The sequence below is a fragment of the Bacillus sp. BS3(2021) genome (assembly GCF_021043345.1).
GTDB classification, from domain to species: domain Bacteria; phylum Bacillota; class Bacilli; order Bacillales; family Bacillaceae; genus Bacillus; species Bacillus paralicheniformis.
Genome location: NZ_JAJNDM010000003.1, coordinates 76,590 through 97,195, shown reverse-complemented (window position 1 = coordinate 97,195; position 20,606 = coordinate 76,590). Strand labels below are relative to the sequence as shown.

27 protein-coding genes are annotated in these 20,606 nt (G+C 46.3%); 24 read left to right on the top strand and 3 right to left on the bottom strand.

Features of this window, described 5'->3' with window-relative positions; genetic code table 11:
* Positions 1-144 precede the first annotated feature (144 nt).
* From opuAA to LQ247_RS08070, 3 genes are read left to right on the top strand one after another with little or no spacing between them, the layout of a single operon-like run.
* Entirely contained in the window at positions 145-1,401 is a 1,257-nt protein-coding gene (opuAA, locus tag LQ247_RS08080) for a glycine/proline betaine ABC transporter ATP-binding protein OpuAA (protein ID WP_105980349.1), read from the top strand.
* Positions 1,401-2,255 carry a glycine/proline betaine ABC transporter permease subunit OpuAB gene (gene opuAB / locus LQ247_RS08075; RefSeq protein WP_035338367.1) on the top strand — a complete coding sequence of 285 codons (855 nt, stop codon included), beginning with the start codon at positions 1,401-1,403 and terminating at the stop codon, positions 2,253-2,255. The genes opuAA and opuAB overlap by 1 nt, the downstream gene beginning before the upstream one ends.
* A complete protein-coding gene (locus tag LQ247_RS08070; RefSeq protein WP_023855178.1) occupies positions 2,255-3,139 on the top strand; it encodes a glycine betaine ABC transporter substrate-binding protein in 885 nt (294 codons plus the stop codon). The genes opuAB and LQ247_RS08070 overlap by 1 nt, the downstream gene beginning before the upstream one ends.
* A 154-nt stretch (positions 3,140-3,293) precedes the next feature.
* Here LQ247_RS08070 and LQ247_RS08065 read toward each other — a convergent pair whose 3' ends face one another.
* The gene (locus LQ247_RS08065; RefSeq protein ID WP_043054396.1) at positions 3,294-3,707 is read right to left on the bottom strand and encodes a rhodanese-like domain-containing protein; all 414 of its coding nucleotides are present in this window, start codon (positions 3,705-3,707) and stop codon (positions 3,294-3,296) included.
* A gap of 154 nt (positions 3,708-3,861) precedes the next feature.
* Between LQ247_RS08065 and LQ247_RS08060 the strand changes: the two genes are divergently transcribed.
* The 3 genes from LQ247_RS08060 (at position 3,862) to LQ247_RS08050 (ending at position 6,425) form a co-directional block, all read left to right on the top strand.
* Complete coding sequence (locus tag LQ247_RS08060; protein WP_023855177.1) at positions 3,862-4,698, top strand: lipoate--protein ligase family protein; 837 nt, start codon at positions 3,862-3,864, stop codon at positions 4,696-4,698.
* A 91-nt stretch (positions 4,699-4,789) separates the two neighbouring features.
* Positions 4,790-5,218, top strand: coding sequence for a transcriptional regulator MntR (mntR, locus tag LQ247_RS08055; RefSeq protein ID WP_020452154.1), 429 nt, complete (start codon positions 4,790-4,792; stop codon positions 5,216-5,218).
* Positions 5,219-5,549: 331 nt separating this feature from the next.
* Positions 5,550-6,425 carry a patatin-like phospholipase family protein gene (locus LQ247_RS08050; RefSeq protein ID WP_020452153.1) on the top strand — a complete coding sequence of 292 codons (876 nt, stop codon included), beginning with the start codon at positions 5,550-5,552 and terminating at the stop codon, positions 6,423-6,425.
* Here the strand turns inward: LQ247_RS08050 and LQ247_RS08045 are convergent.
* Both LQ247_RS08045 and LQ247_RS08040 read right to left on the bottom strand, forming a co-directional pair.
* Positions 6,422-6,808: an SA1362 family protein gene (locus LQ247_RS08045; RefSeq protein ID WP_020452152.1), complete on the bottom strand. Its 387-nt coding sequence runs from the start codon at positions 6,806-6,808 to the stop codon at positions 6,422-6,424. The genes LQ247_RS08050 and LQ247_RS08045 overlap by 4 nt on opposite strands.
* A 38-nt stretch (positions 6,809-6,846) precedes the next feature.
* Entirely contained in the window at positions 6,847-7,800 is a 954-nt protein-coding gene (locus LQ247_RS08040) for a DUF1385 domain-containing protein (RefSeq protein ID WP_020452151.1), read from the bottom strand.
* Positions 7,801-8,051: 251 nt separating this feature from the next.
* Here LQ247_RS08040 and LQ247_RS08035 point away from each other — a divergent pair, with 251 nt between their 5' ends.
* The 18 genes from LQ247_RS08035 (at position 8,052) to folD (ending at position 20,566) form a co-directional block, all read left to right on the top strand.
* A complete protein-coding gene (locus LQ247_RS08035; RefSeq protein WP_020452150.1) occupies positions 8,052-8,588 on the top strand; it encodes a YqhR family membrane protein in 537 nt (178 codons plus the stop codon).
* 79 nt (positions 8,589-8,667) lie between these two features.
* Complete coding sequence (gene aroQ / locus LQ247_RS08030) at positions 8,668-9,105, top strand: type II 3-dehydroquinate dehydratase (RefSeq protein ID WP_020452149.1); 438 nt, start codon at positions 8,668-8,670, stop codon at positions 9,103-9,105.
* A gap of 15 nt (positions 9,106-9,120) precedes the next feature.
* Complete coding sequence (locus LQ247_RS08025) at positions 9,121-10,182, top strand: M24 family metallopeptidase (RefSeq protein WP_105980351.1); 1,062 nt, start codon at positions 9,121-9,123, stop codon at positions 10,180-10,182.
* Positions 10,183-10,213: 31 nt separating this feature from the next.
* Positions 10,214-10,771, top strand: a complete 558-nt coding sequence (gene efp / locus LQ247_RS08020; protein ID WP_020452147.1) for an elongation factor P — start codon at positions 10,214-10,216, stop codon at positions 10,769-10,771.
* Positions 10,772-10,933: 162 nt separating this feature from the next.
* Entirely contained in the window at positions 10,934-11,215 is a 282-nt protein-coding gene (locus LQ247_RS08015; protein ID WP_003183412.1) for a YqhV family protein, read from the top strand.
* Between the two features lie 91 nt (positions 11,216-11,306).
* Positions 11,307-12,230: a stage III sporulation protein AA gene (gene spoIIIAA, locus LQ247_RS08010; protein ID WP_020452146.1), complete on the top strand. Its 924-nt coding sequence runs from the start codon at positions 11,307-11,309 to the stop codon at positions 12,228-12,230.
* Positions 12,224-12,739, top strand: coding sequence for a stage III sporulation protein SpoIIIAB (gene spoIIIAB / locus LQ247_RS08005; RefSeq protein ID WP_020452145.1), 516 nt, complete (start codon positions 12,224-12,226; stop codon positions 12,737-12,739). Before spoIIIAA ends, spoIIIAB begins: the two co-directional genes overlap by 7 nt.
* A gap of 22 nt (positions 12,740-12,761) precedes the next feature.
* Complete coding sequence (gene spoIIIAC, locus LQ247_RS08000) at positions 12,762-12,968, top strand: stage III sporulation protein AC (RefSeq protein WP_003183409.1); 207 nt, start codon at positions 12,762-12,764, stop codon at positions 12,966-12,968.
* Between the two features lie 12 nt (positions 12,969-12,980).
* Complete coding sequence (spoIIIAD, locus tag LQ247_RS07995) at positions 12,981-13,376, top strand: stage III sporulation protein AD (protein WP_256164082.1); 396 nt, start codon at positions 12,981-12,983, stop codon at positions 13,374-13,376.
* A gap of 21 nt (positions 13,377-13,397) precedes the next feature.
* Positions 13,398-14,603 (top strand): stage III sporulation protein AE, encoded by a 1,206-nt coding sequence (gene spoIIIAE, locus LQ247_RS07990; RefSeq protein ID WP_026579320.1) that lies wholly within the window; start codon positions 13,398-13,400, stop codon positions 14,601-14,603.
* Between the two features lie 11 nt (positions 14,604-14,614).
* A complete protein-coding gene (gene spoIIIAF / locus LQ247_RS07985; RefSeq protein WP_048349980.1) occupies positions 14,615-15,244 on the top strand; it encodes a stage III sporulation protein AF in 630 nt (209 codons plus the stop codon).
* Positions 15,237-15,932: a stage III sporulation protein AG gene (gene spoIIIAG, locus LQ247_RS07980; protein WP_231005867.1), complete on the top strand. Its 696-nt coding sequence runs from the start codon at positions 15,237-15,239 to the stop codon at positions 15,930-15,932. The genes spoIIIAF and spoIIIAG overlap by 8 nt, the downstream gene beginning before the upstream one ends.
* Positions 15,933-16,571, top strand: a complete 639-nt coding sequence (locus LQ247_RS07975; RefSeq protein ID WP_035338363.1) for a SpoIIIAH-like family protein — start codon at positions 15,933-15,935, stop codon at positions 16,569-16,571.
* 173 nt (positions 16,572-16,744) lie between these two features.
* The gene (accB, locus tag LQ247_RS07970; protein WP_035338362.1) at positions 16,745-17,224 is read left to right on the top strand and encodes an acetyl-CoA carboxylase biotin carboxyl carrier protein; all 480 of its coding nucleotides are present in this window, start codon (positions 16,745-16,747) and stop codon (positions 17,222-17,224) included.
* Between the two features lie 11 nt (positions 17,225-17,235).
* On the top strand, positions 17,236-18,588 hold the full coding sequence (gene accC / locus LQ247_RS07965; protein ID WP_020452138.1) for an acetyl-CoA carboxylase biotin carboxylase subunit: 1,353 nt from the start codon (positions 17,236-17,238) through the stop codon (positions 18,586-18,588).
* Positions 18,589-18,635: 47 nt separating this feature from the next.
* Complete coding sequence (locus tag LQ247_RS07960; protein WP_031304734.1) at positions 18,636-19,019, top strand: Asp23/Gls24 family envelope stress response protein; 384 nt, start codon at positions 18,636-18,638, stop codon at positions 19,017-19,019.
* A gap of 292 nt (positions 19,020-19,311) precedes the next feature.
* Entirely contained in the window at positions 19,312-19,701 is a 390-nt protein-coding gene (nusB, locus tag LQ247_RS07955) for a transcription antitermination factor NusB (protein WP_020452136.1), read from the top strand.
* A gap of 16 nt (positions 19,702-19,717) precedes the next feature.
* Entirely contained in the window at positions 19,718-20,566 is an 849-nt protein-coding gene (folD, locus tag LQ247_RS07950; RefSeq protein WP_020452135.1) for a bifunctional methylenetetrahydrofolate dehydrogenase/methenyltetrahydrofolate cyclohydrolase FolD, read from the top strand.
* Positions 20,567-20,606 lie beyond the last annotated feature (40 nt).

Here is a 20,606-nt window from a genome sequence, read left to right as displayed (position 1 = left end):
GAGTATTTAAAAGGATTCACAAGGGTAGAGAGTGACAACGATGAATATGAAGGTTTGATACAAAATGACAGCGAATATGCCGTTTGTCTCATATGTTACATAAATGTTACGGTATATTAGATTGCTTCATACGGGAGGAGAAATATGAATTCAGACGAAAAGCCAATCAAGATAAAAGTAGAAAAAGTGTCTAAAGTTTTTGGGAAAAATACAAAGAAAGCAACGCAGCTGCTTGCCGATGGCAAAACCAAAAAAGAAATTCTGAAAGAAACCGGGGCGACCGTCGGGGTGAACCAAGCGGATTTTAGCGTGTATGAAGGTGAGATATTTGTCATCATGGGTCTATCAGGGAGCGGTAAATCAACCTTGGTGCGGCTTTTAAACCGGCTGATTGAACCGACTGCAGGACATGTGTACATAGATGGTGACATGATAACAAATATGTCCAAAGACCAGCTTCGGGAAATCCGCCGGAAAAAAATCAGCATGGTCTTTCAAAAGTTCGCTCTGTTTCCGCACAAAACGATTCTTGAAAACACAGAGTACGGATTGGAACTGCAAAAAGTCGATAAAAGTAAACGCCGGATAAGAGCTATGGAATCATTAAAGCTTGTCGGTCTTGAAGGATATGAACAGCAATATCCGGATCAGCTGAGCGGCGGGATGCAGCAGCGCGTCGGGCTTGCCCGCGCATTGACGAATGATCCGGACATTCTGCTGATGGACGAAGCGTTCAGCGCGCTTGACCCGCTGATTCGCAAAGATATGCAGGATGAACTCCTCGATTTGCATGAATCAGTAGGCAAAACGATTATTTTCATTACCCATGATCTTGATGAAGCGCTGAGAATCGGCGATCGAATCGCATTGATGAAAGACGGAAACATCGTTCAAATCGGTACGCCGGAAGAGATCTTAATGAACCCGTCAAATGAATATGTTGAAAAATTCGTTGAAGATGTCGACTTGTCTAAAGTGCTGACAGCCGGTCATATTATGAAACGCGCTGAAACCGTACGCGCAGACAAAGGGCCGCGCGTCGCTCTGACGCTGATGAAAAACCTCGGGATTTCCTCGATTTATGCCGTTGACAAACACAATAGGCTTCTTGGTTCTGTTGATGCTGAAACAGCTAAAAAAGCAGCCGAAAAAAGCCAGACGCTGGAGAGCGTCATCTCGAGAGACATTACAACCGTGGAAGAGAATGCGGTCCTGACGGATATTTTTGAATTGGTCTCTGATGCCAGCATCCCGATTGCTGTCGTCGATGAAAAACAGCGGATGAAAGGGATCATCGTCAAAGGCGCGTTAATCGGAGCGCTTGCCGGAAATGACCGGTATATTAATGCACATTCAGATCATGAATCAGCTCATGAAACTGTTGTTCAGGAGGTGAGATAATGTTTACTTTATCATCGCTTCCCCGCATTCCTTTAGCCGATTGGATCGATCAGTTTGTTGACTGGCTGACGGTGTCGTTCGGCGGGGTATTTAACGGAATTGCCAGCGGAGTGGAATCGTTTGTTGATGTGATTGTCCAAGGCCTGGGTTTTGTTCCGCCGGTTATTTTGACCGTTATCTTTGCCGCGCTCGTCTGGCTGATCAGCAAAAGAGGCATTGCGCTGTTTACTTTAATCGGATTTTTTATCATTGATTATTTAGGATATTGGGACGCCATGCTCCAGACATTGGCGCTTGTCGTCACATCCGTTCTGATTTCTGTCATTATCGGCATTCCGGTCGGAATCTGGGGCTCCCAAAAGAAAACGGTTCGGAGAATCGTTACGCCCATTCTTGACTTAATGCAGACGATGCCGGCATTCGTTTATTTGCTTCCGGCCATCTTCTTTTTCAATATCGGGGTTGTGCCGGGTGTTGTCGCTTCCGTTATCTTTGCGATGCCTCCGACAATCCGGATGACAATCTTAGGAATTCAGCAGGTGCCGGAAGATCTGATTGAAGCTACAGAAGCATTTGGTTCAACGACAAGCCAGCGGCTCTTTAAAGTGCAGCTGCCGCTTGCGACGAAAACCATTCTGGCCGGTATCAATCAAAGCATCATGCTTGCGTTGTCAATGGTCGTTATTGCATCCATGGTAGGTGCGCCTGGACTTGGAGAAGAAGTTTACCGGGCTGTTACCCAGCTGCAAACGGGTACCGGTGTAGAAACCGGGCTTGCGATTGTTATTATTGCGATCGTACTTGACCGGGTTACACAAAATATAAAATTGAAAAAAAGCAGGGGGAATGCATAATGTGGAAAAAGATAGCGGGAATCGGCACTGCAGCAGTACTGACATTGGGTCTGGCTGCCTGCGGAAGCAGCAATAATAATGAAAACGCGTCTGTAGGCGATCAAGTCAGTTATAAAATTACCGGCATTGATCCTGGAGCGGGCATTATGAATGCAACGGACAAGGCGCTCAAGGACTACGATCTCAGCAAGTGGGCTGTAACATCAGGCTCAAGCTCAGCGATGACAGCCGCATTGAAAAAAGCTTACGATAAAAAAGATCCGATCATTATTACGGGCTGGACACCGCATTGGATGTTTGCAAAATACGATCTCAAATATTTGAAAGATCCAAAAGGTTCTTACGGCGATGCCGAAGAAATCCATACTGTTACGCGCAAAGGATTCAAGGACGATCATCCGGGCGCACACAAGCTGCTCAGCCAATTCAGCTGGACAGAGGATGATATGGGAGAAGTCATGCTTGCCGTTCAGGAAGGCAAAAAAGCGGAAGAAGCTGCAGCAGATTTCGTTAAAAAACATCAAGACCTTGTTAAGAAATGGACAAAAGGCGTCGATAAAGCGGACGGCGAAAAAATTAAGCTCGGCTATGTGGCATGGGACAGTGAAATTGCGAGCACAAATGTCATCGCAAAAGTTCTTGAAGACTTAGGCTACAACGTGACGCTCAGCCAAGTAGAAGCAGGCCCGATGTGGACTGGAATTGCAAATGGAAGCGTCGATGCTTCACTTGCTGCATGGCTGCCGCAAACGCATAAAACATATGCTGAAAAATACAAAGGCAAATACGAAGATATCGGTACAAGCATGACAGGCGTAAAAATTGGCCTTGTCGTTCCGACATACATGAAAGATGTCAATTCAATCGAAGACTTGAAAAAATAACGAACAAAGCCGGCGAACCCATTTCGCCGGCTTATTTTTATTTGAAGGATCATCTGCTCCGCCTGTTTTGATTGTCTGCAGGATATGCTAAAAAAAATCCTAAAACGCAAAGACGCTTTAGGATGTTGGCCGCAACTGGAGACAGCTGCGGTTATTAATTTTTCGTTTTAATTTTTCCGCCCCATTTTTTGAACCCGCCTTTCAGGTTGTAAATCTCCTTACAGCCGTGTTTGCGGAGCGTTTGGGCGGCTCTTCCGCTTCTGACGTTGTTTTGGCAGTACAGGTAAACCGGTTTGTCAGGACGGATTTCGCTTTTTCTTTGCTTAAGCTGTGAAAGCGGAATGTTTCTCGCACCCAAAATGTGGCCGCCTTCATACTCGTTCGGCTCGCGCACATCGATGAGTTGCGCTTTGCGATAGCCGGCCCGGAATTCTTCTTCTGTCAAGGTTTTCATAATGCGCTGCTGATAGATGTATGAAACGACCGCGTAGATGATGAGCGCGGCGCAAATCAAGAGAATGATAATGCTGCTGGTAGACAATCTGATCCGACTCCTTTTTGAATTCATCCCGTCTGATAATCGGGAGATTTTTAACGATATGTTAAGACAAATACTATTATAGTAAAGCCTCAGAAATCTGTCATCTGATTCGCCGAATTTATTTTCAATTTTAAGAGGGAATGGTAGACTTATTTTATACCAAAGAAAAAGAGGGTAGGTTATGGAAAAAGAAATATGGCGTTTTATCGATTCGGGACGACAGGATCCCGCTTTTAATATGGCGCTCGACGAGGCGCTCCTTTATTGGCACAGCGAAAATAAGATTCCGCCGACCATCCGCTTTTACGGCTGGAATCCGCCCACGCTTTCAGTCGGCTATTTCCAAAATATCGAAAAGGAAATCAATCTGGATGCCGTCAAAAAACACGGTTTAGGCTTTGTGAGAAGGCCGACCGGCGGAAGAGGCGTGCTCCATGATCAAGAGCTGACCTACAGTGTTATTGTGTCTGAAGAACACCCGGAAATGCCCAAGACGGTGACGGAAGCGTACCGCGTCATCTCAGAAGGTATTCTTGAAGGCTTCAGAGAGCTGGGACTTGATGCGTATTTCGCCATACCAAGAACGGAAAAAGAGAAACAGAGCCTGAAAAACCCGAGATCTTCCGTCTGTTTTGACGCGCCGTCGTGGTATGAGCTCGTTGTCGAAGGCAGAAAGGTCGCAGGAAGCGCCCAGACGAGGCAGAAAGGAGTCATTCTCCAGCACGGTTCGATCCTTCTTGATCTGGATGAGGACAAGCTCTTTGATTTGTTTATTTACAAAAATGATCGCCTCAGAGAGCGCATGCAGAGAAACTTCAAACAAAAAGCGGTCGCCATCAATGAGCTCGCAAAAGAAAAAATCACGATTGAAGAAGCGAGCAAAGCTTTTAAAAAAGGGTTCGAAAAGGGGCTTAACATTCATTTGGAGCCTTATGAACTGACAGAAGAGGAAACGGAATTTGTCGCCGATCTCGCCAGAACGAAGTATGCGGCAGATGAATGGAATTATAGAAGGTAATCGGGTGAAAACGTTATCCCGTTGCTTGTTTTTTACATGCACATAGTGTAAACTTGTTATGATTTGAATAGGTGTGATTTGGAGGGATTTGATGACAACACCGAGTATGGAAGATTACATAGAACAAATTTATATGCTGATTGAAGAAAAAGGATATGCAAGGGTCTCAGATATAGCCGAAGCTCTGGCCGTCCATCCCTCCTCGGTTACAAAAATGGTTCAAAAACTCGATAAAGACGAATATTTGATTTATGAAAAGTATCGCGGCCTCGTGCTGACGCCTAAAGGGAAGAAAATAGGCAAACGTTTAGTATACAGACATGAATTATTGGAGCAGTTTTTACGAATCATTGGTGTTGACGAAGAGAAAATTTATGATGATGTCGAAGGAATCGAGCATCATTTAAGCTGGAACAGCATTGACCGTGTCGGAGATCTTGTGCAGTATTTTGAAGACGACAGCAAAAGAATCGACGATTTGAGAAGCGTCCAAAAAAGAAACGAACAGGAAAATCAATAAAAGCCGCCGGGTAACGGCGGTTTCAGATTGTTGACAAAATCCCAAAACGACTTTTGGTTTTGGGATTTTGTCATCCTATCAGCGTGATTGAAAACTCTTGCAGTCTAGGAAGGCCGAGCATCGGAGCGGAGCGAATGTTGGAATTCGTGAGCACCGACGCGCAGGCCTGACAACGAATGCGAGGGTTTGTCGACACGCTGAAGCCGCCGGGTAACGGCGGCTTTTCTCTTTCCGTATCAGTTTTTCCAGCTGCCGCTTTGTCTCATGGTCTTTTTTTTCTGTCCGTTTCTTAAAATGGTGTAAAGCCATCTTTTAAGGGAGGGAGATCGCGATGTACATCGACGGGGTTTTTTCAGGCGGCGGTATGAAAGGGATTGCACTTGTGGGGGCATACGAGGCGCTTGAGAAACGGGGCTTCCGATTTAAAAGGCTGGCCGGAACGAGCGCCGGTTCGATTATTGCCTCGTTTATCGCGGCAGGTTATACAAGCGCGGAGATCCGTCAAATGATGGAAGAATTAAATGAAAGCGAGCTCCTTGACCCGAGATTTTCACTCTTGCCTTTGAAAATGCTGCAATGGGCATCGATTTATTGGCGGCTCGGTTTATATAAAGGAGATAAACTGGAAAACTGGATTTCCGAAAAGCTGAAAGCGAAAGGCATTTCAGTTTTCGGGGATCTTGAACAGGGAAAACTGAAGTTGATCGCCTCCGACTTATCGAATGGCAAGATGCTTGTGCTGCCTGACGATTTAAACAGATACGGCTTAAACCCAAGGCGTTTTTCCGTCGCCAGGGCGGTCCGGATGAGCTGCAGCATTCCTTATTTTTTTGAGCCGGTGAAGCTCAAGTCCTCCAGCGGCATCAGCGTTGTCGTAGACGGCGGAGTTCTGAGCAATTTTCCGATGTGGCTGTTTACAACAGAAAAAAAACGGCCGGTATTGGGGATCACGCTGATGCCCAATGAAAAAGAGAGGCCGAAGAAAACGATTAAAAATGCGTTCGAACTGTTCGGGGCGCTGTTTGAGACGATGAAAGAGGCGCATGACGCCAGGCACATTGCCACAAAACATGAGCGCAACATCATTTTTTTACCTGTTGAGGAAGTCCTGTCGACTGAATTCGCGATGTCGGCAGAAAAAAAACTAGCTCTAATCGAGCTAGGAAAAAAACGAACAGAATTATTTTTGAAACAGTGGACGTTTTAAAAGAAAGCCCTGTTTTTCTTTTTGCTTTTTTTGCCTTCAATCACTGTCAGCTGAGTCTGGCTTTTTTTCTTCACCAATACCGGCTTCGATTTATTAATAGACGGTACGCTTCTCAGATGATTAACCTTGCCTTTTATAGAGCGTTTTTTGTGATCTTGAAAACGCTTGTTGGATTGCTTGGCTGCTTTCTTAAAAGCGGCTCCTTCACTGCCCATATCGCGATTGGAAATGCGCCTGATCACGAAATAAATGATGGCGCCGACCGCTGCAAAAACAACCAAGTATTGGAGCAGGCGGCCCGGACTTGTGACGGCGAAATAGACAAACCCAAAAATTCCAAACGCAATAATTAAAGCTGAGACAGGATGTACGCGTTGCTTCATAACTGTCCACCTCCCAAAAAATTAACCAATTCGTTGCATTACATTACGATATTAGAAGGTTCCTTCTGTTCGTCCTCTGCTTTGGTCTCCATATGAAGAAGCTCATTGAAGCTTGCGATGGCGACTTCCACCTGATCGTCAGACGGCTCTTTCGTTGTTAAAAGCTGCAGCCACAAACCCGGATAGCCGAGCACCTTCAATACGGGGATGTCTCTCAGTTTGTTTGTCAGCTGCAGAACTTCAAATGAAATGCCGAGAACGACGGGTATCAGTGCGAGTCTATTCAAAATACGGACCCAGAGAGGGTCAGTAGGAACGAGCAAGTAAACAAACATGCCCACGATGACGGTGAATAAAATAAAGCTGCTTCCGCATCGGTAGTGCAGTCTTGACTGCCGCTGAACGTTTTCAACCGTGACCGGCAGATTTTGCTCGTAACAGTTTATGACCTTGTGTTCTGCTCCGTGATATTGAAAAACTCTTTTAATAAAAGGAGTGCATGATATGGCGTAAATATAGCTTAAGAGAAGGAGCAGCTTAAAAAAGCTTTCGATCATAATCTGCGCGACGTCCGACTGAAAGACCGGACGGGTGAGCTCCGCTAAAAAAACGGGCACGAGCGTAAAAATAAACTTGCTGAACAAAAAAGACAGGACGCCGACTGCGGCGAGGCCAAAAATCATCGTCAGCTTGGACGGCTTCTCTTCTTTCAATTGATCGTCTAAAGAAGGATCGAGGTCATAGCGTTCGCTCGAAAAATTCAAGTGCTTGGTGCCGTTCGCGCTTGCTTCAATAATCGCGATAATCCCTCTGAGAAAAGGAATTTTTTTAAATTTTTCAAGCGCCGGATTGGTTTTCCGAGGCAGCTTAAAAAATTCAAGGCTTCCGTCTTTTCTGCGGATCGCGGTTACATAATGGCGCCTGCCGCCGAACATAACGCCTTCGACGACAGCCTGCCCTCCGTATGCGGGCTGTTTTGTTTGATTTGACATTTGCATCAACCTATCTGTATCAATCTATGAGTACATTAACCATTTCCTTACACCTATTGTACAGGAAAAACGCTGAAACCTCTAGATTGACGGGCTCAAAAATTTAAGAAATTCGAACCTATTACAAAGCCAAATCTAATTAAAGTATACCCTTTTTCATGCTTTTTACACTCGGATCTTAAAAATCCGGGAAAGCTGATGTTGGCGAGGCTGTTTTTGGACATACTGGAAATGGAGGTGATCTGGACTGTATGGGTAATGAAGACAATCAAAAACAGCCGGAAGAGCTTGAGCAAAATAAGCGTGAAACTCCGATGACTTTCATCGGAAGGGTGATCACGACTGGCTTTGTCGGCGGAGTGCTTTGGAGTGCACTCGGTGAGCTTGCGTACCTTTTTAAGTTCTCCGAAGTCAATGCAAACATGATTCTCCAGCCTTTTGTCATCGGCGATTGGAAAAACGGATTTCTCGGGACGTTTATCAGCATCCTGCTGATCGGTGTTATTTCCATCGGAGCTGCCCTGCTTTACTACGGCACTTTGAAGCAGGTCAAAGGCATGTGGGCAGGCATTGTATATGGAGCCGTTTTGTGGGCTGTCGTGTTTTACCTGTTCAATCCGATGTTCCCAGATGTTCAGACTGTGGCTGAATTAAAGAGGGAAACGGTTGTGACGACGCTTTGCATTTACCTGCTTTACGGTTTATTCGTCGGCTATTCCATTTCGTTTGAATACAATGAGCTCAATTCTGAAAAGTTGACGCGGGCCCTTGGAGAAACAAGAGAATAGTGCCTGATCAGGAAGCAATATGATAAAATGTTCACTGTAAGTGGACATTTTTTTGCGTGATGAGAAGGGGGAGGCAGAGTTGCCGCATATTTTAATATTGAACGGACCGAATTTAAACCGGCTTGGAAAACGCGAACCCGATGTATACGGTACAGACACATTAACTGATTTGGAACAAAAACTTTTTCAATTTGCCGAAGGCATTCAGATTGAATTGACTTTTTTTCAATCAAACCACGAAGGGGACCTGATTGATGCTCTTCATGAGGCAGAGGAACAATACGATGGAATCGTCCTGAATCCGGGGGCTTTCTCCCATTACAGCTATGCCATCCGCGATGCGGTGGCAGCAATCAGCATACCGGTGATTGAGGTCCATCTTTCAAACCCTCATGCGAGGGAAGAGTTCCGGCACCGCTCGGTCATCGCTCCGGTTGCAAGAGGCCAGATCACGGGACTCGGCTTTGAAGGTTATAAGCTGGCCATCTGTTATTTTATGAACGCAAATAACAAATAGGGGGACTAGTGGACAATGAAACTAAACAAATTGAGAGAGCTTTTCGGCGGTTTGGGTATTGACGGGATTTTGGTGACGAGCAGCGTTAATCTGCGGTACATCACCGGATTTACCGGATCTTCAGGACTGGCGGTCATCTCCGGCGACCAAGCGGTCTTTATTACAGATTTCCGCTATACAGAACAGGCGAAAGATCAAGTCAAAGGCTTTGACATTGTTCAGCATGCCGGCGGAATCGTTCAAAAGGCCGCCGAAGTGATCAAAGAGATGGGGATAAACAAAATCGGTTTTGAACAGGATAAAATGACATACGGAACGTATGCCGCCTACAAAGAGCTGCTTGGCGCAGCTGAACTCGTTCCTGTTTCTCAATCTGTGGAAAAGTTGCGCTTGATTAAGTCTAGTGAAGAGATTAAGATATTAAAGGAAGCTGCAAAGATTGCAGATGATGCATTCAGCCATATTCTGACGGTCATAAAGCCCGGCATCACCGAAATTGAAGTCGCCAATGAGCTCGAGTTTTACATGCGGAGCCAGGGAGCGGATCATTCGTCCTTCGATATGATCGTGGCATCAGGCGTACGCTCAAGTCTGCCGCACGGAGTGGCAAGCGGCAAAGCGATTGAGAAAGGCGACCTTGTGACACTGGACTTCGGGGCTTACTATAAAGGTTACTGCTCGGACATAACGCGTACGGTCGCGGTAGGAGAGCCGGATGATGAGCTGAAACGCATTTATCAAACCGTGTTTGAGGCGCAGGCTATCGGCATGCGGAGCATCAAGCCGGGAATCACCGGGAAACAGGCTGACGCTTATACAAGGGACTACATATCTTCACAAGGCTACGGCGGGTATTTCGGCCATTCAACAGGCCACGGCCTCGGCATGGAAGTTCATGAAAGTCCGGCGCTTTCAGCACGTTCGGACCAGATGCTTGAAAAAGGCATGGTTGTAACGGTTGAACCGGGAATTTACATACCGGGAAAAGGCGGGGTCAGGATAGAAGATGATATTGTCCTGACAGAGGAAGGAAACGAATCCCTTACCCATTCCGCGAAAGAATTAATTATTTTATAATCCGTTTGATTGGAGCAATAGGAGGATAATCATGATTTCAGTAAACGATTTTCGTACAGGATTAACGATTGAAGTAGATGGAGGCATCTGGCGCGTTGTTGACTTCCAGCACGTTAAGCCGGGAAAAGGTGCGGCATTTGTCCGCTCCAAACTGAGAAATCTTCGCACAGGCGCGATTCAGGAAAAAACATTCCGCGCAGGTGAAAAAGTGGCACGCGCCCAAATTGAAACAAAAACGATGCAGTACTTGTATGCCAACGGCGACCAGCACGTTTTTATGGATACGACATCTTACGAGCAGCTTGAGCTGAACGAGAAGCAAATCGAACACGAGCTCAAATTCCTGCTTGAAAATATGTCTGTCCACATCATGATGTATCAGACAGAGACGATCGGAATCGAACTTCCGAATACAGTTGAACTGAAAGTTGTGGAAACAGAACCGGGCATTAAAGGCGACACAGCCTCAGGCGGAACAAAACCGGCAAAAACAGAAACAGGCCTTGTTGTCAACGTGCCGTTCTTCGTAAACGAAGGAGATACGCTTGTTGTCAATACTTCTGACGGATCTTACGTATCAAGAGCATAAGAGTAACAGCGGGAAAGAGTCGGCTTCATTGAAGCCGGCTCTTTTTTTGCTGTCTGAAATCTTTTACCTCTCACAGGCCAAATAGAAAAATCGGAAGACTACTTTTTCAATGAGGAGCATAGATTGTAAAAAAAGAGGATGTGTTACTGGAGGTTTAAGATCATGAAGCTTTTCTTTGGACAAGTCAATCCGACGGTTTTGACAATGGCTGCGTTAAGAGTGGTATCATCTTTGATCGAACTGACGGCGGCTGTCGTAATGCTTTTGACAAACGACGTCAGAAAAGCCGTGGCGGTCAACAGTGTGCTTGCGATGGTCGGACCGCTCATCTTTATTATTACAATGACAATCGGCATCTATCAGATTGCAGGGCAGCTTTCTTACGCAAAGCTGATTTTGATCTTTATGGGAGTGGTGTTGATCATCGCGGGGATCTATAAATAGTGACACATGATAAGAGAGACCGACTTGTCATAATGTCTTCCGTTGATCATACATTTTTATAGAAGACAAGCAAAAAGAGGAGGGAGTGTTTTTGCATCACATCACAGAGATTCTCCCCGATACGATCAAACGCGCGCTCAACGGTCTTGGCGACCATGAAATCAATCAGATAGAAGAAATTCGGATTCGGACAAGTCGTCCGCTCGAACTGGTGAACAAAGGAAAGCCACGCTTTCTCCCTTATGCGGCGACGCCTGAAGACTCGGCGCTTCTTTTAAACAGGCTGGGAAATTACAGCATGTATACACTGGAAGAGGAATTGAAAAAAGGATATGTCACGATCAGAGGCGGACACCGCGTGGGGCTTGCCGGCCGGGTTGTCGTCGAAAACGGAGCAGTCAAAGGAATCAGAGAAATATCATCATTTAATATCCGCATTGCCAAAGAAAAAATCGGCATTTCCGAACCGTATGTCCCTCATTTATTTCAAAACTCGTGGCTGAACACGCTGATCATCGGTCCGCCGCAAACCGGAAAAACAACACTGCTCAGAGATCTCGCCAGGCTGATCAGCTCAGGGAGCGGCAACGTGTCTGCCAAAAAGGTGGGAATCGTCGACGAAAGGTCTGAAATCGCAGGTTGTGTAAACGGCATCCCGCAATATCGGCTCGGCGACCGGGCAGACATCCTTGACGCCTGTCCAAAAGCGGAAGGCCTGATGATGATGATCAGATCGATGAGTCCGGAGGTTATGATCGCCGATGAGATCGGAAGAATGGAAGACGCAGAAGCGCTCTTGGAAGCGGTCCATGCGGGGGTGTCTGTCATCGTTTCGGCTCACGGCTCCTCATATGCCGATATCGCCAGGCGTCCATCATTGAAAATGCTTCAGGAGCACCGGGTTTTTGAGAGAATCGTGGAACTATCCAGAAAGAACGGTCCCGGCAGCCTGAGCCGCATCTTGAACGGGAATGGAGAGCCGCTCGGTGCGGCGAAGAGGATGTTATCATGCTGAAGCTTTTAGGTGCCGTGCTTATTTTGGCAGCAGCCACATGGACAGGATTTGAAATGGCGAAGCCTTTCAGGGATAGACCGAAGCAAATCCGCCAGCTGTTGGCCGCTTTGCAGTCTTTAGAGGCTGAAATCATGTACGGGCACACACCGCTCCTTCAGGCGTCAAAGCAGATCGCACACCAGCTTTCCGGGCCGATAGCTTCTTTGTTTCAGACATTTGCAGAACAGCTGGAAAAAGGCAGCGCTTCAGCGGGGACGGCATGGGAAGACAGCTTGGAGAAAGTATGGCCCGAAACGGCTCTCAAAAAGAAAGAATACGAGATTTTACGGCAATTCGGCGAAACGCTTGGCCGTCATGATCTGATTTCTCAGCAAAAACATATCAAACTGGCGTTAACCCATTTAGAGACAGAGGAAGCTGAAGCAAATCTCGCCCAGGCGAAAAATGAAAAAATGGTGAAGAGCCTTGGGTTCTTGTCGGGACTGCTGCTGATTCTTCTATTGATGTAATGAAGAGGGGAGCATACACGAAATGGGAGTAGACGTAAATATTATTTTTCAAATTGCCGGCGTCGGGATCGTCGTCGCTTTTCTTCACACCATACTGGATCAAATGGGGAAGAAGGAATATGCCCAATGGGTCACGCTTTTAGGATTCATTTATATATTGTTCATGGTGGCTACTGTTGTCGATGATCTATTCCAAAAGATAAAAGCTGTCTTTCTATTTCAAGGATAGGGGGGCTCACTCATTGAAATCGTACAAATCGTAGGATTGGGAATGATCGCCACCTTCCTCAGCTTGATTGTGAAAGAGCAAAAACCGACGTTTGCTTTTATGATTGTCGTTTTTGCCGGATGCACGATTTTTTTATTCTTAGTCGATCAAGTCTACGAAATCATTCGGATGATTGAAAAAATAGCTGCCAATGCCAACATCAACATGATGTATGTCGAAACGATTTTGAAAATTATCGGGATTGCTTATATAGCGGAGTTTGGCGCCCAGCTGACGAAAGATGCCGGACAGGGTGCGATTGCTTCAAAAATCGAATTGGCAGGCAAAATCCTCATCTTAGTCATGGCCGTGCCTATTTTAACCGTCATTATCGAAACGATCATCGGACTCATCCCTTCCATGTCTTAGTTAGAAAGGAGGATTTCCTGAGTGAAGCGTTTTCTGTTCTGGCTCTTGGTCATAGGAATCGTATGCTTTGGAGCGCATGATGTACAAGCTTCGCCAAAAGAAGCGGAGCCGGCTGGGGAACCCGCCGCGGAAGAATCGGCTGAAGCGATGGCCAGAGAGCAGGCTGAAGGTTTGGAGCTTGACCGGGTCGGGGAGTTCTGGAACAACATTTTGACTGAGTATGGAGGACACCTTCCCGAAAGTCAAAAAGGAAGCCTGCTTGAATTTGTCAAAGGTGAAAAGCACTTTTCGCCTGAGGAATGGAGCAAAGCGCTGTTTTCTTACTTGTTTCATGAAGTGCTGGCTAACGGGAAACTGCTCGGGACGCTGATCCTGTTGACCATCTTCTGCGTGCTGCTTCAGCTTTTGCAAAACGCGTTTCAGCAAAGCACCGTCAGCAAAGTGGCGTATGCAATTGTCTACATGGTACTGATCATTCTTGCGCTCAACAGCTTTCGGGTTGCCGTCACATATGCGAATGAAGCGATCCAGACGATGACAAGCTTTATCCTGTCGCTCGTGCCTCTGCTTCTAGCGCTGATGGCGACTTCGGGAGGAGCCGCCTCAGCCGCATTTTTTCATCCGGTCATTCTCTTTCTCATGAACACGAGCGGCTTGTTTATCCAATATATCGTGCTGCCGCTTTTGTTTTTATCAGCGATTTTAAGCATTGTCAGCACGATGACGGACCAGTATAAAGTCACACAGCTGGCTCAGCTCCTCAGAAACGCGGCGATCGGCACGCTGGCTGCATTTTTAACCGTGTTCCTCGGTGTCATCTCGGTTCAGGGCGCCTCAGCCGCAGTGACGGACGGCATTACTTTGCGGACGGCCAAATTCATCACCGGAAACTTCATTCCCGTATTGGGCCGCATGTTTACCGAAGCGACGGACACGGTGATCAGCGCGTCTCTCCTGTTGAAAAACACCGTCGGGATACTCGGGGTGGCGATCTTGATTTGCATCGCAGCCTTTCCCGCAATCAAAATCCTCTCCCTCGCGCTCATATACAAAATTGCCGCAGCCGTTCTCCAGCCTCTCGGAGGCGGTCCGGTGATCAGCTGCCTGGATGTCATCAGCAAAAGCGTCATCTACATTTTCGCGGCCATGGCCATCGTTTCGCTGATGTTTTTTTTAAGCTTAACCGTGATCATTACAGCGGGGAATTTGACGATGATGATGAAGTAGGGAGGGATGAGATGGAATTTCTGACAGAGTGGCTCACGAACATTATTCTATTTATTCTGATGGCGATCGTCATCGATATGCTTCTGCCGAATTCGAGCATGCAAAAATACGCGAAAATGGTGATCAGCCTGCTCTTGATCGTTGTGATACTGAATCCGATCTTCTCTTTATTCAGGACCGATCCGGATGTAATCTTTGAGAGGCTTACAAAAAACGGACAAGTTCAGTCAAACGAAATAAAAAATCAGTTGAATTCAGAAAAAAAAGAAATACAAGCCTCACAACAAGCATATATCTTAGAACAGATGGCTGTTCAATTGAAAAAGAGCGCAGAGGGAAGGTTTATCAGCGACAAATACAAGATTGACCGAGTCGCGGTCTCTTCTGACAGCCAGCTGAAAACAGAGAAAGATCTCAGTAAGCATGCGGAAGTCTCGGTATTCATGGAACCGGCATCCGAAAAAACGGTCCAAGCCGTCGCTCCTGTCGAAATCAATACGGATCGAGGCTACCAGCCAATGCGAGAAAGAGAAAAGAAAGAGACGGGGGAAGTCAGAGAACAGCTTGCAGGCATATGGGAAATAAGCCCCGACAAGATTACAGTTCATATTGAAGGGGGAGAACGAAGCGGCAATGAATAAAAGAACCTGGATCGAAAAGCTGATCGGCCACCTGCTACCCAAAGGCGAGAAAAACGGAAAAAAGCTGACGAAATATCACTATTTTCTGCTGCTTTTTGTTCTCGGCGTTTCCTTCATGCTCGTCAGTCAAATCTTCTCTTCCGAACCTTCTCAAGATCGAGCGGCAGATCAGCCGTCGGCTTCACAAAAAGCTTCGTCTGAAAGCGCCGGACAGAGCGGTGAAGGTGAAAAAGAAGTGTTCAAACCCGCCTCAGATGACAAACCGAAGGACTCGATCCAAGATTACGAACAGGAATATGAGAATCAGCTCAAAGACATATTGGAAACGATTATCGGCGTGGAAGACGTATCAATCGTCGTCAATGTTGATGCAACCTCATTGAAAATATTCGAGAAAAATAGAAAAACCCAGGAGACTTCAACGAATGAGACAGATAAACAGGGAGGCAAGCGAACGGTGTCTGAAATGTCTTCTGACGAAGAAATTGTCATCATCAAAAACGGAGATAAAGAGACGCCTGTCGTCGTTCAGACGAAAAAGCCCGATATCAGGGGTGTTCTCGTTGTCGCTCAAGGAGTCGACAACGTTCAAATAAAAAAGACCATCATTGAAGCAGTGACAAGGGTTCTTGATGTTCCGAGCCACCGCGTCGCTGTTGCCCCTAAAAAAATGAAGGAGGATTCATAAATGATGCTGAAAAAACAAACGGTTTGGCTTTTAACCATGTTAAGTCTCGTCGTTGTGCTGAGTGTCTACTACATTATGTCGCCTGAAGGAGAAAATGTCGTCACGGTGGATGACAAAGAACAAGTCGCTGCTGAAAAAGAAAAACCGATGAAAGAAGAGCCTGCCAAAGATGGCAAAGAAGACACCGCGCCTGCTAAAGACAAAACTGAAGGGAAAGACACAAAAGATAAAGAAACGTCTGCGAGTGAGCAGAACGGAGAAGTTGTAACAAAAGAATCATCCGGTGATGAAGATTTATTCACAACATACCGCATGGAAATGGACGATCAGCGCAGCAGGGAGAGGGAGGAATTAACCGAAATCGTCAGAAGCGATAAAGCGACGGCAAAAGAAAAAAGCGAAGCTTACGACAAGATGACAGAGCTCAGTGAAGCTGAAGGAACGGAAAAGACGCTTGAAACGCTGATCAAAACAAAAGGCTATAAAGACGCCTTGGTCAATGCCGACGGCGATAAAGTCAATATTACGGTGAAGGCGAAGGAGCACTCGAAGGCCGCTGCCACCGATATCATCGACATCGTCGCAAAAGAAGTGAAAAACTTAAACGATGTGGCTGTGACGTTCGAGCCAGCAGAGTAAACATGTCCCGCTTGCAAAAAGCGGGATTTTTTTATGCTTGAGGCCCCTGTTGATGCAGGGCGCTCATGATTGTAGTTGAATTCGGCATTCCTCTCCTGTAAGATGAATATAGTATGTACTTTTAGTACTAACTGATAAATGCGTAAAATCTTTTTCATTAGGAGTGCGATAGCATGTTAAACATTGATGAAATCAGACAGTTGATAAAATTAATTGATGAATCTTCGATAAATGAATTTACATACGAAAACGAAGGATCGAAGGTTGAACTGAAAAAACAAAGCGGAACCGTGCAAACCATCCAGCAAGTGGCTGCGGCGCCTGTTCAAACACCGGCTCCGGAAGCTCCCGCGATGCAAGCGCAAGTTCAGGATGCGCCTGCAGCAGAAGAAGCCGCAAAAGACGGCGGAAACCTCCACAAAATCACCTCTCCGATGGTCGGAACGTTTTATGCGTCTTCTTCGCCTGAAGCCGACCCTTACGTAACAGTCGGTTCGAAGGTAACAGAATCCTCTGTCGTCTGCATTGTGGAAGCAATGAAGCTCTTTAATGAGATCGAAGCCGAAGTGAAAGGCGAGATCGTTGAAGTATTGGTTGAAAACGGCCAGCTGGTTGAATACGGACAACCTTTATTTTTAGTAAAAGCAGAGTAAGGAGCAATAAGATGATCAAAAAGCTATTAATTGCGAACAGGGGAGAAATTGCTGTCAGAATTATCAGAGCTTGTAAAGAACTGGGGATCGATACAGTAGCCGTCTTTTCCGAGGCCGACAGAGAGGCGCTCCATGTTCAGATGGCTGATGAAGCATTTTGCATCGGACCTAAGCTATCAAAAGACAGCTACTTGAATATAACGAACATCGTCAGCGTCGCCAAAATGACCGGCGCTGATGCGATTCACCCGGGCTACGGCTTCCTGGCGGAAAACGCCGATTTTGCCGAGCTTTGCGAAGAGGTAAACGTAACCTTCGTCGGTCCGACAGCAGACGCGATCTCTAAGATGGGGACAAAGGATGTTGCTAGGGAAACGATGCAGCAGGCTGGCGTTCCGATCGTACCGGGTTCCAAAGGAATTATTGAAGATATTGAAGATGCGGTTTCATTAGCGCGCGATATAGGGTATCCTGTCATTATAAAGGCAACTGCCGGGGGCGGCGGAAAAGGAATCAGGGTCGCCCGTACGGAAGAAGAACTGATCAACGGCATTAAAATCACTCAGCAGGAAGCGGCCACCGCTTTCGGCAACCCGGGTGTGTACATTGAAAAGTACATTGAAGACTTCAGACACGTCGAGATCCAAGTGCTTGCGGACACACACGGAAATACGATTCACTTGGGTGAACGCGACTGTTCAATCCAAAGAAGGCTCCAAAAGCTGCTTGAAGAAACCCCTTCACCTGCGCTTGATGAAGGAATCAGGGAGCAAATGGGGCAGGCGGCTGTCAAAGCGGCTGAAGCCGTTAAGTACACGGGCGCGGGAACAGTTGAATTTATCTACGATTACCGCGAGCAGAAGTTCTACTTTATGGAAATGAACACGCGCATTCAGGTTGAGCATCCGGTAACAGAGATGGTGACGGGCGTTGATTTGATTAAAGAGCAGATCAGAGTGGCATCAGGTGAAAAATTAGCCCTCACCCAAGATGAAGTCACTTTTAACGGCTGGGCCATCGAATGCCGGATTAATGCGGAAAACCCTGAGAAAAACTTCATGCCTTCTCCGGGAAAAATCGAGATGTATCTGCCTCCGGGCGGGCTCGGCGTCAGAGTGGATTCTGCGGCTTATCCGGGATACTCGATTCCTCCTTATTACGACAGCATGATTGCAAAAGTCATCACATACGGGAAGACGAGGGAAGAAGCTGTATCAAGAATGAAAAGAGCGTTGAGCGAATTCGTCATCGAAGGCGTTCATACGACGATACCGTTCCATCTGAAACTGCTCGAGCACGAAACATTCGTAAGCGGAGAATTCAATACGAAGTTTTTAGAAATATATGATGTAATGGGGTCGTAATTTTAACGGAGGTGAACATATTGAAAGACGACAACAGCTTATTGGAAATGAGCCATGAAGACAATCATTTAGGAAAAGTGGAAATCGCTCCGGAAGTCATCGAAGTCATTGCCGGAATCGCAGCTTCCGAAGTTGAAGGCGTAGCTGAAATGCGCGGCAATTTTGCGACAGGTGTCGTGGAACGGTTTGGAAAAAAGAATCACGGCAAAGGCGTCAAAGTTGATTTGTCAGATGACGGAATTATCATTGATGTTTATTGCGTGATGATGTTTGGCGTTTCGATTCCTAAAGTTGCAAATGCCGTTCAGGATAATATCCGCCAGACGCTTCTCAATATGACAGCTCTTTCGATTAATGAAATCAATATTCACATCGTTGGCATTCAATTCGATTCAAAAACGCACGAGGTGGAAGTCGATCAAGAGATGTAGTGCGGTGAAGTGGAAGAACCAAGGGGAATGACGGCCCTTTGGTTTTTTCATGTTCCGTTTTAAAAAATGACGTTTAAAAGCATCTTTCCGCTGTTATCGACCAAAAATAAGAGGAACCGGAAAGTTTGCAAAGAAGTTCGAAAAACGAATGATAACAAATGTTTGTTTCTTATTATTCGGTTATTGACGATAAAACCGCGATTTTTGCATGCGGAAAGACTAAAAATATGATATGATCTCTTTGTGGCTTAAACGGCAAGCGGCAAAGAGGGTTAAAGGAGAAAAAGAAAGAATGAAAAGAAGAACAGCAAGAGAAAAGGCTTTGCAGTCACTATTCCAGATTGATGTCAGTGATACAGAACCGAATGAAGCGATGCAGCACGCCTTGGACGGGCAGGAAAGCGACGCTTTTTTCGAGCAGCTTGTTTACGGGGTCTTAGAGAACAAAGAGAAAATCGATGAGATGATCAAACGGCATCTCGTCAATTGGAAGCTTGACAGGCTAGCGAATGTCGATCGCGCGATTTTGCGTTTGTCCGCCTACGAAATGATTTTTTTAGAAGACATACCTGTCAACGTCTCTATGAATGAAGCGATTGAACTGGCCAAGCAATTTGGAGATGACAAGTCGGCGAAGTTTGTAAACGGTGTTCTTTCTAACATTAAATCCGATCTTGAATAATCTAGGAGGAGAGCAAATGACAGCAACCATCATCGATGGGAAAGAAACAGCAAAGGAAAAGCGCGGGCAGCTGGCCAAGGAAGTTGAAGAGCTGAAAAAACAAGGAGTGACCCCGGGACTGGCCGTTATTTTAATTGGTGATGATCCGGCGTCTCTTTCATATGTACGGGGAAAGAAAAAAGCAGCTGAAGCCATGGGGATTCGTTTTCAGCTGGATCATTTCGATGCAAGTTTCTCTGAACAGGAACTTCTTGAAGTAATTGACCAGTACAACCAAAATAACGACTTTCACGGAATTCTTGTCCAGCTGCCTCTTCCGGATCATATTTCCGAACAAGCGGTGATTGAAAGAATATCCCCTGACAAAGATGTTGACGGTTTTCATCCATTAAACGTAGGAAAGATGCTGCTTGGCGAAGATACATTTCTGCCTTGCACGCCTGCGGGCATCGTGGAGCTTTTAAAGAAAACCGAGATTGATCTGTCGGGAAAAGAGGTTGTTGTCGTCGGGCGAAGCAATATCGTCGGAAAGCCGGTAGGGCAGCTGCTCTTGAACGAAAACGCAACCGTTACGTACTGCCATTCAAGAACGGCCGACATTACGGCTCACACAAAAAAAGCCGACATTCTGATTGTCGCTGTCGGAAAGGCGAATTTCATCAAAGCGGATCAAATGAAAGAGGGAGCCGTTGTCATTGATGTCGGCGTTAACCGCCTTGACAACGGAAAGCTCGTCGGTGATGTCGATTTTGAAGAAGCGAAGGAAAAGGCTTCCTATATTACACCCGTACCGGGCGGTGTCGGTCCGATGACGATTACAATGCTGGCCCATAACACGGTTAAATCAGCGAAGCGTACAATTTAACTTTAATGTACAGCCGTTCATCCGCCTGGTCTCGCGCCGG